The sequence below is a fragment of the Methylobacterium oxalidis genome (assembly GCF_007992195.1).
GTDB classification, from domain to species: Bacteria; Pseudomonadota; Alphaproteobacteria; order Rhizobiales; family Beijerinckiaceae; genus Methylobacterium; species Methylobacterium oxalidis.
The window spans coordinates 1-14,179 of record NZ_BJZU01000015.1 but is presented as its reverse complement, the minus strand read 5'-3'; the positions used below and the strand labels follow the sequence as shown (position 1 = coordinate 14,179).

At 71.8% G+C, this 14,179-nt stretch carries 13 protein-coding genes; 10 read left to right on the top strand and 3 right to left on the bottom strand.

All coding sequences use genetic code 11. The annotated features are described in order from the left end of the window. Positions 1-89: 89 nt before the first annotated feature. Entirely contained in the window at positions 90-1,358 is a 1,269-nt protein-coding gene (locus tag MOX02_RS04960) for an efflux RND transporter periplasmic adaptor subunit (RefSeq protein WP_147024703.1), read from the top strand. A gap of 24 nt (positions 1,359-1,382) precedes the next feature. Here MOX02_RS04960 and MOX02_RS04955 read toward each other — a convergent pair whose 3' ends face one another. Next, positions 1,383-1,763, bottom strand: coding sequence for a cupredoxin domain-containing protein (locus MOX02_RS04955; protein ID WP_147024702.1), 381 nt, complete (start codon positions 1,761-1,763; stop codon positions 1,383-1,385). Positions 1,764-2,025: 262 nt separating this feature from the next. Here MOX02_RS04955 and MOX02_RS04950 point away from each other — a divergent pair, with 262 nt between their 5' ends. Further along, complete coding sequence (locus MOX02_RS04950; protein ID WP_238178784.1) at positions 2,026-4,836, top strand: EAL domain-containing protein; 2,811 nt, start codon at positions 2,026-2,028, stop codon at positions 4,834-4,836. Positions 4,837-4,893: 57 nt separating this feature from the next. Here the strand turns inward: MOX02_RS04950 and MOX02_RS04945 are convergent, their stop codons facing one another. Continuing rightward, entirely contained in the window at positions 4,894-6,168 is a 1,275-nt protein-coding gene (locus tag MOX02_RS04945) for a polyhydroxyalkanoate depolymerase (RefSeq protein ID WP_147024700.1), read from the bottom strand. Between the two features lie 171 nt (positions 6,169-6,339). On the opposite strand from MOX02_RS04945, the gene MOX02_RS04940 reads away from it, so the two are divergent. From MOX02_RS04940 to rcdA, 6 genes are all read left to right on the top strand, one after another. Next, positions 6,340-7,722 carry an ActS/PrrB/RegB family redox-sensitive histidine kinase gene (locus MOX02_RS04940; protein WP_147024699.1) on the top strand — a complete coding sequence of 461 codons (1,383 nt, stop codon included), beginning with the start codon at positions 6,340-6,342 and terminating at the stop codon, positions 7,720-7,722. A 36-nt stretch (positions 7,723-7,758) separates the two neighbouring features. After that, positions 7,759-8,361, top strand: a complete 603-nt coding sequence (locus tag MOX02_RS04935; RefSeq protein WP_147024698.1) for an ActR/PrrA/RegA family redox response regulator transcription factor — start codon at positions 7,759-7,761, stop codon at positions 8,359-8,361. A gap of 160 nt (positions 8,362-8,521) precedes the next feature. Beyond that, on the top strand, positions 8,522-8,755 hold the full coding sequence (locus MOX02_RS04930) for a hypothetical protein (RefSeq protein ID WP_147024697.1): 234 nt from the start codon (positions 8,522-8,524) through the stop codon (positions 8,753-8,755). Positions 8,756-8,895: 140 nt separating this feature from the next. Continuing rightward, on the top strand, positions 8,896-9,135 hold the full coding sequence (gene purS, locus MOX02_RS04925) for a phosphoribosylformylglycinamidine synthase subunit PurS (protein WP_147024696.1): 240 nt from the start codon (positions 8,896-8,898) through the stop codon (positions 9,133-9,135). Then, positions 9,135-9,815, top strand: coding sequence for a phosphoribosylformylglycinamidine synthase subunit PurQ (purQ, locus tag MOX02_RS04920; protein WP_147024695.1), 681 nt, complete (start codon positions 9,135-9,137; stop codon positions 9,813-9,815). The genes purS and purQ overlap by 1 nt, the downstream gene beginning before the upstream one ends. A gap of 412 nt (positions 9,816-10,227) precedes the next feature. Further along, positions 10,228-10,755, top strand: a complete 528-nt coding sequence (gene rcdA / locus MOX02_RS04915; protein ID WP_147024694.1) for a protease adaptor protein RcdA — start codon at positions 10,228-10,230, stop codon at positions 10,753-10,755. Between the two features lie 85 nt (positions 10,756-10,840). Here the strand turns inward: rcdA and rpmE are convergent, their stop codons facing one another. Further along, positions 10,841-11,095 (bottom strand): 50S ribosomal protein L31, encoded by a 255-nt coding sequence (gene rpmE, locus MOX02_RS04910; protein WP_147024693.1) that lies wholly within the window; start codon positions 11,093-11,095, stop codon positions 10,841-10,843. A gap of 164 nt (positions 11,096-11,259) precedes the next feature. Between rpmE and MOX02_RS04905 the strand changes: the two genes are divergently transcribed. Both MOX02_RS04905 and MOX02_RS04900 read left to right on the top strand, forming a co-directional pair. After that, a complete protein-coding gene (locus tag MOX02_RS04905) occupies positions 11,260-13,104 on the top strand; it encodes an ABC transporter transmembrane domain-containing protein (RefSeq protein ID WP_147024692.1) in 1,845 nt (614 codons plus the stop codon). 10 nt (positions 13,105-13,114) lie between these two features. Then, positions 13,115-14,134 (top strand): D-cysteine desulfhydrase family protein, encoded by a 1,020-nt coding sequence (locus tag MOX02_RS04900; RefSeq protein ID WP_238178786.1) that lies wholly within the window; start codon positions 13,115-13,117, stop codon positions 14,132-14,134. The last annotated feature ends 45 nt before the right edge of the window (positions 14,135-14,179 follow it).

Below are 14,179 nucleotides of genomic sequence, written 5' to 3'. Positions count from 1 at the left end.
CTCTGCGGCAATCCGAACGCCTGTGACGCGCGCGCCTGTGCGGTATATGGTCTGCCAGAACGCGGCCCCGGCCGGAGAAAGCAAGATCCATGAAAGCGCACGGTGACGCGCACGAGATCCCGCCGCCGCCGCGCAAGGGACCGTTCCTGCTCGCGGGGCTGGTGGTCCTCGGCCTGCTGGGCTGGGGCGGCTACGGCCACTGGCAGCAGCGGGCGGCCGCGAACGAGACGCAGCGCAAGACCAAGGACTTCGTGCCGCGCCTGCGCACCATCGCGGTGGAGCGCACCGACAAGCCGATCGACCTCACCCTGCCCGGCGAGACCCAGGCCTTCGCCAAGGCGGCGATCTCGGCCCGCGCCACCGGCTACATCGCCGAGCGCCGCGTCGACATCGGCTCGCGGGTGAAGGCCGGCGACATCCTGCTCAAGGTGGCCGCGCCCGATCTCGACCAGCAGCTCGCCCAGGCGGAGGCGCAGCTCGGGCAGCTCGACGCCCAGCTCCTCCAGGCGCGGGCGATGGTCGATCAGGCCCGCGCCAACGTGAACCTCGCCAACGTCACCAACAGCCGCACCTCGACGCTCGCGGTGCAGGGCTGGGCCTCCAAGCAGAACGCCGACACCTCGCAGGCCGGCGTGCTCAGCCAGGCGGCGAACCTCGCCTCGGCCGAGGCCGGCGTGAAGGTGGCGGAGGCCAACATCAAGGCGCAGGGCGCCACGGTCGACCGCCTCAAGGCGCTCACCGGCTTCAAGGACGTGGTCGCGCCCTTCGACGGCGTGGTCACGACCCGCAGCGTCGACGTCGGCGACCTCGTGAAGGCCGATGGCGGCGGCACGCCGCTCCTCACCATGGACCGGGACGACACCCTGCGCATCTCGGTCAACGTGCCCCAGAACGCCGCGGTCGGCGTCGGCCCCGGCGTCGAGGCCTCGATCCGCGTGCCGCAGATGCCCGACCGCTCCTTCCGCGGGCGCGTGGAGCGCAGCTCCGTGGCGCTGCTCAGCGCCTCGCGCACGCTGACCACGCAGGTCGACGTGCCGAACCCGGACGGCTCGCTGCGCGCGGGCCTCTACGTCTACGTCACGCTGAAGATCCCGCGGGTCGAGCCCGCCATGATCGTGCCGGCCGAGGCGCTCGTGTTCAACCAGGGCGGCACGCAGGTGGCGGTGGCGCGCGAGGACGGCCGGGCGGAGTGGCGCAACGTGCACATCCGGCGCGATTTCGGCCGCAGCGTCGAGCTCGACCAGGGCCTGTCCGGCGACGAGCGCGTGGTCCTGAGCCCGCCCGCGGACCTGCGCGACGGTCAGCCGATCGAGCGCGCGCCCGAGGGCAAGACCCCGGTGCAGGCGGCCTCCCGCTGAGGGACGCCGCGCGCCGGATCGGCCTCAGTTCACCTTGACGTTGAGCTTCATCTTCGGGTGGATCCCGCACAGGACCTGAAAGGTGCCCGCCTGCGGGAACGTGACGGCCGTGCGGCTGCCCGGCGCCTGGTCGCCGGAATCGAAGCTGAACGTGTCCGACTCGATGTAGAGATGGTGCAGCAGGTCGCTGTCGTCGTTGACGATCACCAGCGTCTCGCCGCGCTGGATCGCGACGCTGCCGGGCTGGAAGGCGCGCCCCTTCTGCGAGACGAGGTGCCCGGTCGCCTGGACCCCGCTCACGAGGAGCGCTCCGGCAGCTGCGCCCGCCACGAGGGCGGCGGCGATGGTCAGGACGAGGCGCCGCGGGAACGTGATCTTCCCGGGCAGATCGGTGGCGGCGAGCATGACGGTCTCCGGCGCGTGCCGGGCGCCAGCAAGCCCGAAAAACCTTAACAATTTCCCGGAGTCGCTCGTCGCATGAGCAGAATCCGCGAGCCCGGTCCGGGGGTTCGGTACAGTTTCGTCCCCTCCGGGCTAAGTGCGTCTTAATATGTGGCACCTACCCTCAGGGCGATCCGAGGGAAGGTGCAGCTTCGATCCGATGCGACGGGACCGCACACAGCCGTGGCCGGAGCCGTCATCCGAGACGGGCGCGCTGCCGCGGCGCATGTCAGTCGAGGTCGCGACGATCCGCGGCCGGATCTTCGTCGCCTTCCTCGTGATGAGCCTGATCACCGGCTCGCTCGGCATCTACGCCACGCTCGGCATCCGGGAGGCGGGCAACCTCGTCCAGCGCACCTACGACCAGTCGCTGATGTCGATCAACTTCGCGCGGGCCGCGGCGGCCGACTTCGCGAAGATGCGCGCCGCCTTCGCGCGCCGGACGCTCGCCACCGACGCGGCCCAGCGCCAGAGGCTCGACGAGGAGATCGCCGAGCTGACCACGACGCTCCTCGAGGACCTGACCATCGCCGTCGAGCGCTCGCAATCCGACCGTGCCTCCCGCGCCGGCATCGGCGTGCAGGCGGCGGTGCAGACCTGGGACGAGATCCGCCGCGGGCTCGACGCCGCCACCACCGCCGGCCCGGCCTGGGAGGCGCTCGACCGTCAGGCGGGCATCGTCGACGGGCAGATCGACATGCTGGTGAACTACACGGCGGGCGACGGCTTCACCTACCGGCAGACCGCCCGCACGATCGTGGCGGAGGAGATCCGGTTCTACGCCATCGCCACCGCCGGCGCCCTGCTGCTCTCCGGCCTCGTCGCGTGGCTCCTCAACCGGCGCATCATCGGCCCGGTGGCGGCGGCCTCGGCGGTGGCCGAGCGCATCGCCGCGGGCCGCCTCGACGACGCCGTGCCGGTCGGCGGACGCGACGAGCTCGGCGCCCTTCTGCGCGCCATGGCGACGATGCGCGACAACATCCGCGCCATGATGGAGCGGGAGGTGAGCCAGCGCCGCTCGGCGCAGGCGCTCCTCGCCGACGCGCTGGAGAGCTCCCGCGAGGGCGTCGTCGTCGTCGACGCGGACGGCCGCATCGCGCTGGCCAACGCCCAGGCCGCCGCCTACTTCGACGCGGGCTCCGGCGCGATCGCCTGCGGCAGCCCGGTGGCCGGCCTGCCCGGGCGCGGCGCCGACCCGGCCTCCGCCGTGCTCGACGACGCCACGAGCCTCGCCCGCGACGGCGAGATCCGCCTCGCCGACGGGCGCTGGCTGCGGGTCAGCCGCAGCGCCACGCGCGAGGGCGGCTTCGTCGCCGTGTGCAGCGACATCAGCGTGCTCAAGGAGCAGGAGGCGCGGCTCACGCAGACGAACCTGCGCCTCGACGCGGCCCTCGACAACATGTCCCAGGGCCTCTGCCTCTACGACGCGGACCGCCGCCTGATGGTGGTCAACCGCCGCTACTTCGAGATCTACGGCCTCGCCCCCGGCTCGCTCCGGGTCGGCCTCAGCGCCACCGATGTCATCGCGGCCTCGATCGCGGCCGGCAACCATCCCGGCCGCGGCCTCGCCGATCTCGTGGCGGAGGGTGCCGAGGCGTTCGGCATGCCGCACAACCGCCTGCTGCAGGAACTCGGCGACGGCCGGCTCGTCGCGATCGAGACCCGGGCCACCGCCCACGGCGGCTTCGTGGCCACCTACGAGGACGTCACCGAACGGCGCATGGCCGAGGAGCGGATCGCCTTCATGGCCCGCCACGACGCCCTGACCGAGCTGCCGAACCGGGTGCTCCTCGGCGAGCACATCGAGGCGGCCATCGCCCAGGCCGGCCGCGAGGGCGGCTTCGCGGTGCTCTGCCTGAACCTCGACGACTTCAAGCCGGTCAACGACACGCTCGGCCACACGGCCGGCGACGAGCTCATCCGCGCCGTCGCGCACCGCCTCTCGGCCTGCGTGCGCGAGATCGACACCGTGGCCCGGCTCGGCGGCGACGAGTTCGCCGTCGTGCAGCGCGGCGTCGAGCGGCCGGAGGACGTGGCGGTGCTGGCGCGCCGGATCATCGACGTGCTCGGCGCGCCCTACACGCTCGCCGAGCACACGGTCGCGATCGGGGTCAGCATCGGCATCTCGCTGGCGCCCGGCGACGGCATGAACTGCGAGAAGCTCCTCAAGCACGCCGACGTCGCGCTCGACCGGGCGAAGGCCGAGGCGCGCGGCTCCTTCCGGTTCTTCGAGCCGGAGATGGACGCGCGGCTGCGGGCCCGCCGCGAGCTGGAGCGCGACCTGCGCGAGGCCGTGGCGGAGGAAGCCTTCGATCTCCACTACCAGCCGATCTACGACCTCAGCGCCGAGCGCGTCTGCGGCTTCGAGGCGCTGCTGCGCTGGCGCCACCCCCGGCGCGGCTTCGTCTCGCCGGCCGAGTTCATCCCGCTCGCCGAGGAGCTCGGCCTCATCGTGCCGCTGGGCGAATGGGTGCTCCGCCGCGCCTGCCTGCAGGCGAGCCGCTGGCCGGACGAGCTGAAGGTCGCCGTCAACGTCTCGGCCGTGCAGTTCACCTCGGCCCGCCTGATCAGCGCGGTGCGCGACGCGCTGCTCGCCGCGGGCCTTCCCGGACGGCGCCTGGAACTCGAGATCACCGAATCGGTCCTCGTCGCCAACCCGGGCACCACGACCGCGATCCTGCACAGCCTGAAGAGCCTCGGCGTGCGCGTCTCGATGGACGATTTCGGCACCGGCTACTCGTCGCTCAGCTACCTCCGCTCGTTCCCCTTCGACAAGATCAAGATCGACCAGTCCTTCGTGCGCGGCCTCGAGGCTTCGGACGGGTCGGGCCACATCGTGCGGGCGGTGATCGGGCTCGGCGCCAATCTCGGCATGACGACCACCGCCGAGGGCGTCGAGACCGCCGACCAGCTCCAGCGGCTGCGGGACGAGGGCTGCGACGAGGTCCAGGGCTACCTGATCAGCCGCCCCGTCCCGGCCGCCGACCTGCCGGCGCTGATCCGCCGCTTCAACGGCGAGCGCCGCGCCATCGCGTGAGCGGGGCGCCGCCTCGGCGAGACGCGGGCGAGCCCGGAATGACGGACCCGCCGCCCCTCAGACCACCCGGCGCAGGTGCGGCACGGTGGCGGGCTGGGCCGCCATCTCGCGCACGAACGCGCCGATGCGGGGCGCGATCACCGAGCGGAAGCGCGAGCCGTTGAAGACGCCGTAATGGCCGACGCCCGTCTGCAGGTGGTAGGCCTTGCGCGCCTCGGGCAGGTTCGGGGTCAGGTCGAGGGCGGCCCGGGTCTGGCCGACGCCCGAGATGTCGTCGTTCTCGCCCTCCACCGCGAGGATCGCGCAGCGCCGGATCGCGGTCAGGTCGACCGGGGCGCCGTGGTGCATCATCGTGCCCCGCGGCAGGGCGTGCTCGACGAAGACCACCCGCACGGTCTGCAGGTAGAACTCCGCGGTGAGATCCATCACGGCGAGGTACTCGTCGTAGAATTCGCGGTGCTTCTCGGCCGAATCGCCGTCGCCCTTCACCAGATGGTCGAACATCTCGGCATGCGCGGTGACGTGGCGGTCGAGGTTCATCGCCATGAAGCCGGAGAGCTGGAAGAAGCCCGGATAGACCCGCCGCCACGCGCCCGGATACATCGGCGGCACGAAGGTGATGCAGTGGCTCTCGAACCAGCTCGCGCCGCGCTCCTGCGCGAGGCAGTTCACCGCGGTCGGCGAGCGACGCGTGTCGATCGGGCCGCCCATCAGCGTCATCGAGACCGGCAGGTTGGCGCTGTTCTGCGCCTCCATCACGGCGACCGCCGCCATCACCGGCACGGCCGGCTGGCAGACCGCCATGACGTGGAGGTCGGGCCCGAGATCGCGGAATATGTCCTTCAGGTAGTCGATGTAGGTATCGAGGTCGAAGCGGCCCGCAGTGAGGGGCACCATCCGGGCATCCGCCCAGTCGGTGATGAAGACCTCGTGGTTCGGCAGCATCGCCTCCACCGTCCCGCGCAGCAGCGTGGCGTAGTGGCCGGACATCGGCGCCACGATCAGGAGCTTCGGCTGCGGCTCGGTAGGCCGGCGCAGGAAGCCGCGGTCGAAGCCGATCACCCGGCAGAAGGGCCGCTCCCACACCACCCGCTCGGTCACGGGCACGCTCTCGCCCTCGACCACGGTCGTGTCGATGTCGAAGGCGGGCTTGCCGTAGCGGCGGGTGACGCGCTCGAACATCTCGCAGCCCGCGGCGATGGAGCGGGCGTAGGGCGTGTAGGCGGCGGGGTTGCCCGGGTAGCGGAGGCTGTGGCGCGTCATGTCGGCGGCCACGCGCGCCGGCGACAGCATCAGCCGCGCGCCCTCGTACCAGAAATATGCCAGGTCCATGGCCGTCGTCCTCGCCGCGCCCCACGCGCCCCCCGGGCATGCCGAAGGCAACGGCAGGACAGGCTACACGTTCCTGGATGAATCGTCGCGCAGCGACGTGCAGGAACCCCCCTCGCTGTAACTGCGGAGGCATCTGGACGCTGCGTCGCCCGGCCCTATCGTCTCCCCGCGATGCCAGATACGAGTTCGAGCGGCTTCGCCCGCGACGCCCGCCACCTCAGGCTCGACACCTTCGTGCGCCTGCGCTGGCTGGCGATCACCGGGCAGAGCGCGGCCGTCGTCGGGGCGCAGTTCGGGCTCGGCCTCGCCCTCCCCTTCGGCTGGTGCTTCCTCGTCATCGCGGCGTCGTCCTGGCTGAACCTCGCCCTGCGGATCCGCTTCCCGGCGAGCTACCGGCTGAGCGACGATTCGGCGGCGCTGCTGCTCGCCTTCGACATCATCCAGCTCGCCGCCCTGCTCTTCCTGACGGGCGGGCTGCAGAACCCGTTCTCGCTCCTCTTCCTCGCTCCCGTCCTGATCTCGGCGACCGCCCTGCCGCCGGAGCGGACGCTGGCGCTGGGCCTCCTGGCGATCGGCCTCGCCACGATCCTCGCCCTCGTCCACCGCCCGCTGCCCTGGTTCGCGGACGGACGGATCGAGCTGCCCTTCCTCTACATCTCGGGCGTGTGGACGGCGATCCTGCTCGGCACCGCGTTCACGGGCGTCTACGCGTGGCGGGTCGCCGAGGAGACGCGCCAGCTCGCGCAGGCGCTGGCCGCCACGGAACTGGTCCTTGCCCGCGAGCAGCACCTGTCGCAGCTCGACGGGCTGGCGGCCGCCGCCGCCCACGAGCTCGGCACGCCGCTCGGCACCATCATGGTGGTCACCAAGGAGCTGCTGCGCCAGCTCGGGCCCACCGCCTCGCCGGGCGTCGCCGACGACCTGAACCTGCTGCGCGAGCAGGTGGACCGCTGCCGCGGCATCCTCCAGAAGCTCACCTCGCTGGACAGCGACGAGTCGGGCTTCCTCGCCACCGTCACCTTCAGCCACCTCGTGGAGGAGCTTGCCGCGCCGCAGCGCGCGCTCGGCATCCAGCTCGCCGTGTCGAGCCGGGGCGACGGTCCCGAGCCCGTCTGCCGCCGCAACCCGGGCGTGATGTTCGGGCTGGCCAACATCGTCGACAACGCGGTCGACTTCGCCGATTCGCGCGTCGTCATCGAGGCGCGCTGGACCCTCGACCGCGTCTCGCTGGAGATCCGCGACGACGGGCCGGGCTTCTCGAGCGAGGTGCTGCTGCGGGCGGGGGAGCCCTACGTGACGACCCGCAGCCCGGACCGCCCGGTGCAGAGCGACACGGTCGGAGCCGGGCTCGGCCTCGGCCTGTTCATCGCCAAGACCCTGATCGAGCGCTCCGGCGCGCAGATCACCTTGTCGAACGCCTCCGCCCCCGGCACGACCGGCGCGGTGGTCCGGGTCTCCTGGGCGCGCCACATCTTCGAGCGCGGCGCGGGCGCCGAGAACCTGCCGGAAGTTGCAGGCCAACCCCTAACGGAACGCAGCGCGACACTTATATAAGCCTCTGATCCATCACGACGAAACAAGGAGCGTCGTATGCTGACGCAGACGGGGACCTCGGCGCCCGCGGCCGAGGGGATGACTCTCTCGGAGAACGATCCGCTGGCGGCCTTCTCCGACCGCAGCCTTCTCATCGTGGACGACGACAAGCCCTTCTCGACCCGCCTCGCACGGGCCATGGAGGCCCGCGGCTACGCCGTGCAGGTGGCCGAGAGCGTGGCCGAGGGCGTCTCGGCCGTGGAGAGCCGTGCGCCGGCCTTCGCGGTCATCGACATGCGCCTCGCCGACGGCAACGGCCTCGACGTGATCGCGCGCCTGAAGGAGCGCCGTCCGGACGCGCGCGGCGTGATCCTGACGGGCTACGGCAACATCGCGACCGCTGTCACCGCCGTGAAGCTCGGCGCGTTCGACTACCTCGCCAAGCCCGCGGACGCGGACGAGATCCACGGCACGCTGATGGCGCAGCCGGGCGAGCGGGCCGACCCGCCGGAGAACCCGATGTCGGCCGACCGCGTCCGCTGGGAGCACATCCAGCGGGTGTACGAGTTGTGCGGGCGGAACGTCTCCGAGACGGCGCGGCGGCTCAACATGCACCGCCGCACGCTCCAGCGCATCCTGGCCAAGCGCGCGCCGCGCTGAGGCCGGCGGCGGGCCCGCCCCGCCGCGGCCACCCCCTCCCCCGCGCTCGGCGACGCCCGAGTTGCAAGGCGGGGAGCAATCGCGCTACTGCGCCCGGTAGCGCCCGTCTCGGGCGCCCACCGGCTCGATCGGACGCGGGACCGCGACGGGAACTACTGCTATGAACACGCGCAACTTCATCACCATCCTGAGCATGATGGTCCTCGTCGGCACCGAGGTGTTCGCCGCCGCGATCGCGGCCGGATGGGCGCTCGCCGGCATCTTCGAACTCGGCGACACGGTCGGGCACGTCCTGATGGGCCTGTTCAGCCTGTTCGCCGCCTGCATCATGCTGCAGCTCTGGCGCCGCGCCGTCAGCATCGAGCCGATCCGGGCCACGAACGCGCGCCGCTGAGCGCCGCCGCGCGTGCGGGCCGGCGGGGATCCGGGCAGGGCCCCGAATCTTCGTCCGTTGCCAGCCCCGACGATTCCTCCTATCCGCACACGGGCCGTCCCCCGGCCCTTTCCGGCCCGTCCACACGCGAGTTCCCGACCATGAAAGCGCGCATCATCGTCACCCTGAAGACCGGGGTGCTGGATCCCCAGGGCAAGGCGATCGAGTCGGCGCTGAAGTCGTTCGGCATCCAGGACGTCGGCAGCGTCCGTCAGGGCAAGGTCTTCGACATCGAGGTCGAGGGCTCCGATCGCGCGGCCGCCGAGGCGACGCTGAAGACCGCGTGCGAGAAGCTCCTCGCCAACACGGTCGTCGAGAACTACGCGATCGAGATCGCCTGATGCGCGCGGCGATCGTCGTCTTCCCGGGCTCGAACCGCGACGGGGACGTCGCGCGCGCCCTGCGCCTCGCCGGGGCCGAGGTCGTCAAGGTCTGGCACGCCGACACCGAGCTCCCGGCGGGGACCGACCTCGCCGTGCTGCCGGGCGGCTTCTCCTACGGGGATTACCTCCGCTGCGGCGCCATCGCGGGACGCGCGGCGGCGATGGATGCGGTGCGGGCGCACGCGGCCCGCGGCGGGCTCGTGCTCGGCATCTGCAACGGCTTCCAGATCCTGTGCGAATCGGGGCTCCTGCCCGGCGTCCTGATGCGCAACGTGAACCGGCGCTTCATCTGCCATCGCCAGTTGCTGCGCGTGGAGCGCGACGACACCCGCTTCACCTCGGCCTACGCCAAGGGGCAGGTGATCGACGTCTGCGTCGCGCACGGCGAGGGCAACTACTTCGCCGATCCGGAGACCCTCGCGCGGATCGAGGGCGAGGGGCGCGTCGCCTTCCGCTACTGCGACGAGTCGGGCGAGCTCACGGTGGACGCCAATCGCAACGGCTCGCTCAACTCGATCGCCGGGATCTTCTCCGAGAAGCGGAACGTGCTCGGTCTGATGCCGCACCCGGAGAACTTCGTGGAGGGGCTCGTCGGCGGCATCGACGGGCGCGGCCTCTTCGCGAGCCTGGCGGCCTGAGCGCGAGCCTTTTGGCCTGAGCGCGAGCCTTGGGGCCTGAGCGCGAGCCTTGGGGCCTGAGCGCGGGCTCTTAACCGATCGTTAACGTTTCCGCTTCATAAAGGGGGCATCCAGAGTTCTGGATGTCGAGTGGGACCTCCGTCCACTCTGTTTGATGCCTCCCTGTAGACTCTCTTCAAGCCGCCTTCGGGCGGCTTTTTTCTTTCCTGCTCCCAGGCTCCCCCTGGGCTCCCCCTCGCCTCTCCTCACTCGATCTTGAGAGACGGACGGGCCTCCGGGCGCGTTAACCCTACCGTCCGGTTAACCCAGCCGAATCGCGTCGGCGGCGCTAGATTTGCGCCGAAGGATGTCGACAGCGCCGGACCCGTCCCGCTTCGGGACGGAACGGGCCGGCGGCGGCACAGGAGGCACGATGAACGGGTTCGACGTCACGTTCCGGGACGAGCGGGACTGGGTGAGCTTCGGCGAGACCTATGTCGGCTCGGAAGCGTTCCGGGCCCTGTTCCGCGACGGCATGGCGCTGGTCGAGGAGACGGCCGCCTATCTCGACGGCGAGGGGCGCGAGGAATCCCGACTGATCTCGCGGGACGCCACCCTGGGCTACGCGGCCGAGAGCATGCGGCTGACGACCCTCCTGATGCAGATCGCCTCCTGGCTCCTCGTGCAGCGGGCGGTCGCCGAGGGCGAGATCACGCCCGTCCAGGCCGTCGAGGAGAAGACCCGGGTGAAGCTCAGCGCGCTGGAGCCGGCGCGCGCGGACGTTCTCAAGGGGCTGCCCCTGCGCCTGCAGGAGCTGACCCGCCGCGCCCGCCGCCTGCACGACCGCATCCTGCATCTCGACGCGCTGATCTCGGAGGACCGCCCGGTGCCCGAATCGCGCGAGAGCCCTGTGGCGGCCCAGCAGGGCCTGCTGCGCTCGGCCTTCGCGGGCCGGCACTGACCGGCCTGACGGCACTCCTGAAACGAGAACGGGCGGCCCCTCGCGGAGCCGCCCGGCGATCCGGCCGCGGTGTGAGCCGCGCCGCTTACTTCTTGCCGAAGCTCAGGCTGCCGAAGCGCGAGTTGAAGCGCGAGACGCGGCCGCCGCGATCGAGCATCTTCTGCTCGCCGCCGGTCCAGGCCGGGTGCGTGAGCGGGTCGATGTCGAGGTTGAGGGTGTCGCCCTCCTTGCCGTAGGTCGAGCGGGTCATGTACTCGGACCCATCGGTCATCACGACCTTGATGAAGTGGTAGTCGGGATGCTCGGTCCCCTTGGCCTTGGCGGCCGCATTCTTTGCCATGACGAAGTCCTTGAATAGCCACGCCGACCGGCCCGTTTCGGCGGCCCGCGGCCATTGAACACGCGCAATCGGATGAAGGCGCGCGTATACCGCAGCCTGATCGGGCGAACAAGCGCGGACGCGACGCGGGTACAAGGGGTGTGAAACGATGATGGCGGGACCCGATGGCTGTCCGTGACAAGACCCGCGGCGCGGACCGCGGCAAGGCTTCCCTGAGTGCGCTGCGGCCGCTGATTCCCTTCGCGGCGGCCTATCGCGGACGGATCCTCGCCGCCTTCGTCTCCCTCGTCTTCGCCTCGGGCGCGACGCTGGTGGTGCCGATCGCGATGCGCCGGGTGATCGACCACGGCTTCTCGGAGGAGGGCCACAGCGTCATCGACGCCTACTTCCTGGCGCTTCTCGGCGTCGTGGCCGTCCTCGCCCTGTCGAGCGCCGCCCGCTACTACACGGTCGTGACGCTCGGCGAGCGCGTCGTCGCCGACCTGCGCTCGGCGGTGTTCCGCCGCCTGACGGTGCTGGACCCCGCCTTCTTCGACCGGGCGCAGTCGGGCGAGATCGTCTCGCGCCTCACCGCCGACGCCACGCAGGTGAAGTCGGTCTTCGGCGTCTCGATCTCGATCCTGCTGCGCAACGCCTTCCTGTTCGTCGGCGCCGTCACCATGATGGTGATCACGAGCCCGAAGCTCTCGGTGCTGGTGCTGGCCGCGATCCCCCTCATCGTGTTCCCGCTGATCCTGTCCGGGCGCGGCGTGCGCCGCCGCTCCCGCGCCGCGCAGGACCGGCTCGCCGACGCCTCCGCCTACGCGGCGGAAGCCGTCGGGGCGGTCCGCACGATGCAGGCCTTCGGCATGGGGCGCGCCACCGCGGACCGATTCGCCGCGGCCTCCGAGAACGCCTACGGGGCCGCCCGCGCCTCGATCACGGCGCGCGCGCTCCTCACGGGCGTCGCGATCTTCCTGATCTCGGCGAGCGTCGTCGGGGTGATGTGGTACGGGGCGCAGGGCGTCCTCAGCCACACCATGAGTGCGGGCCAGCTCTCGCAGTTCGTGCTCTACGCGGTGTTCGGCGCGAGCGCGCTGGGCCAGCTCTCGGAGGTCTACGGCGAGCTGGCGCAGGCGGCTGGCGCCGCCGAGCGGCTCGGCGAGATCCTGGCCGCGGAGCCCGCGATCCGCGCGCCCGCGGCGCCGCGCCCGCTGCCGGAGCCGCCGGCCGGCGAGGTCACCTTCGACGCCGTGCGGTTCGCCTACCCCACGCGGCCCGACCACGCCTCGCTCAACGGCATCAGCTTCACGGCGGCGCCGGGCGAGCGCATCGCCCTCGTCGGCCCCTCGGGCGCTGGCAAGACCACGGTCCTGCAGCTGCTCCTGCGCTTCTACGACCCGCAATCCGGCTCCGTGCGGATCGACGGCGTCGATATCGCCAAGGCCGACCCGGAGGCGGTGCGCGAGCGCCTCTCGCTGGTGCCGCAGGAGCCCACCGTGTTCTCCGGCTCGGTCTTCGAGAACATCCGCTACGGGCGGCCGGAGGCGAGCGAGGACGAGGTGCGCCACGCCGCGGCGCTCGCCAACGCGGCGGGCTTCATCGCGGCCCTGCCGGATGGCTACGACACGCTCGTCGGCGAGCGCGGCGTCACCCTGTCGGGCGGGCAGCGCCAGCGCATCGCCATCGCCCGCGCCATCCTCAAGGACGCGCCGATCCTCCTCCTCGACGAGGCGACCTCGGCCCTCGACGCGGAGAGCGAGCGGGCCGTGCAATCGGCGCTCGACACCCTGATGCAGGGGCGCACCACCCTCGTCATCGCCCACCGCCTCGCCACCATCCGGGCCGCCGACCGCATCCTCGTCCTCGACGAGGGGCGGATCGTCGAGGAGGGCACCCACGAGAGCCTGCTGGCGGAGGGCGCCCTCTACGCGCAGCTCGCCGCCCTCCAGTTCACGGATGCGCTCGACGAGACCGCCCGGGGCAAGGAGCCGCGCCTGCGCGCGGCGGCCCTGCCGGCGGCGGAGTAGCGGCGGCGCCGTGCCGGATCCCGCCCGCTTCCCGCGCCTGCCCCTCCTCGGTCTGCCGACCCCGATCGAGCCGCTGGCGGGCCTGTCCCGGCATCTCGGCAAGGCGCTCCGGGGCGTGCGCCTCTACGTGAAGCGGGACGACCTCGCGGGCTTCGGCGGGGGCGGCAACAAGCTGCGCAAGCTCGAGTTCCTGCTCGCCGCCGCCCGCGCCGAGGGCGCCGATACGGTGATCACGGTCGGCGCGCTCCAGTCGAACCACGCGAGGCTGACGGCCGCCGCCGCGGCGCGCTCGGGCCTCGCCTGCGAGCTTGTCCTGACCCGAACCGTGCCGCGCGGGGACGCCGACTACACGGGCAACGGCAACCGCTTCCTCGACGCGCTGTTCGGCGCGCGCGTGCACGAACGTCCCGGCGAGACCGACGCCCTCGCGGCGGCCGAGGCGCGCGCCGACGAGCTGCGGGCGGCGGGCCGCGGCGTCTACGTGTTTCCGTCTGGCGGTTCGAGCCCGGTCGGGTGCCTCGGCTACGCGGCCTGTGCGCGCGAGATCCTCGACCAAGCCGACGCGATGGACGTCCGGTTCACCAACATCCTGGTGGCGAACGGCAGCGGCGGCACCCATGCGGGCCTCGCCGCCGGGCTCTCCGAACTGGGGCGCGACCCGCGGCTCGCGCGCTCCTACACCGTCCTGGCACCCCTCGACTGGGCCGTCGCCACGACCCTCGACAAGGCGAACGCGACGCTCGACCTTCTCGGGACGGGAGGGCGGCTGACGGAGGCCGAGATCGATGTGGACGGCGCCCATCGTGGGCCCGATTACGGCATCCCGACCGACGCCATGCGGGAGGCGGTTCGCCTGATGGCGCGCAGCGAGGGCCTGCTGCTCGACCCGGTCTACAGCGGCAAGGCCTTCGCCGGCCTGCTGCACGACGTCCGCTCCGGCCGCTACGCGGCGGGCGAGGCGGTGTTGTTCGTGATGACGGGCGGGGTACCGGGCCTGTTCGCCTACCGGGAAGCGTTCGCCGAGGATTGAGCGCGGGATTTTTTTGCGCGTCGGGTTCGGGGTTGAGGTTCTTCC

Excerpts from the sequence above, each read along its gene's own strand:
- MOX02_RS04960 (WP_147024703.1), top strand. The coding sequence starts at position 90 with ATGAAAGCGCACGGTGACGCGCACGAGATCCCGCCGCCGCCGCGCAAG.
- MOX02_RS04955 (WP_147024702.1), bottom strand. The coding sequence starts at position 1,763 with ATGCTCGCCGCCACCGATCTGCCCGGGAAGATCACGTTCCCGCGGCGC.
- MOX02_RS04950 (WP_238178784.1), top strand. The coding sequence starts at position 2,026 with ATGTCAGTCGAGGTCGCGACGATCCGCGGCCGGATCTTCGTCGCCTTC.
- MOX02_RS04945 (WP_147024700.1), bottom strand. The coding sequence starts at position 6,168 with ATGGACCTGGCATATTTCTGGTACGAGGGCGCGCGGCTGATGCTGTCG.
- MOX02_RS04940 (WP_147024699.1), top strand. The coding sequence starts at position 6,340 with ATGCCAGATACGAGTTCGAGCGGCTTCGCCCGCGACGCCCGCCACCTC.
- MOX02_RS04935 (WP_147024698.1), top strand. The coding sequence starts at position 7,759 with ATGCTGACGCAGACGGGGACCTCGGCGCCCGCGGCCGAGGGGATGACT.
- MOX02_RS04930 (WP_147024697.1), top strand. The coding sequence starts at position 8,522 with ATGAACACGCGCAACTTCATCACCATCCTGAGCATGATGGTCCTCGTC.
- purS (WP_147024696.1), top strand. The coding sequence starts at position 8,896 with ATGAAAGCGCGCATCATCGTCACCCTGAAGACCGGGGTGCTGGATCCC.
- purQ (WP_147024695.1), top strand. The coding sequence starts at position 9,135 with ATGCGCGCGGCGATCGTCGTCTTCCCGGGCTCGAACCGCGACGGGGAC.
- rcdA (WP_147024694.1), top strand. The coding sequence starts at position 10,228 with ATGAACGGGTTCGACGTCACGTTCCGGGACGAGCGGGACTGGGTGAGC.
- rpmE (WP_147024693.1), bottom strand. The coding sequence starts at position 11,095 with ATGGCAAAGAATGCGGCCGCCAAGGCCAAGGGGACCGAGCATCCCGAC.
- MOX02_RS04905 (WP_147024692.1), top strand. The coding sequence starts at position 11,260 with ATGGCTGTCCGTGACAAGACCCGCGGCGCGGACCGCGGCAAGGCTTCC.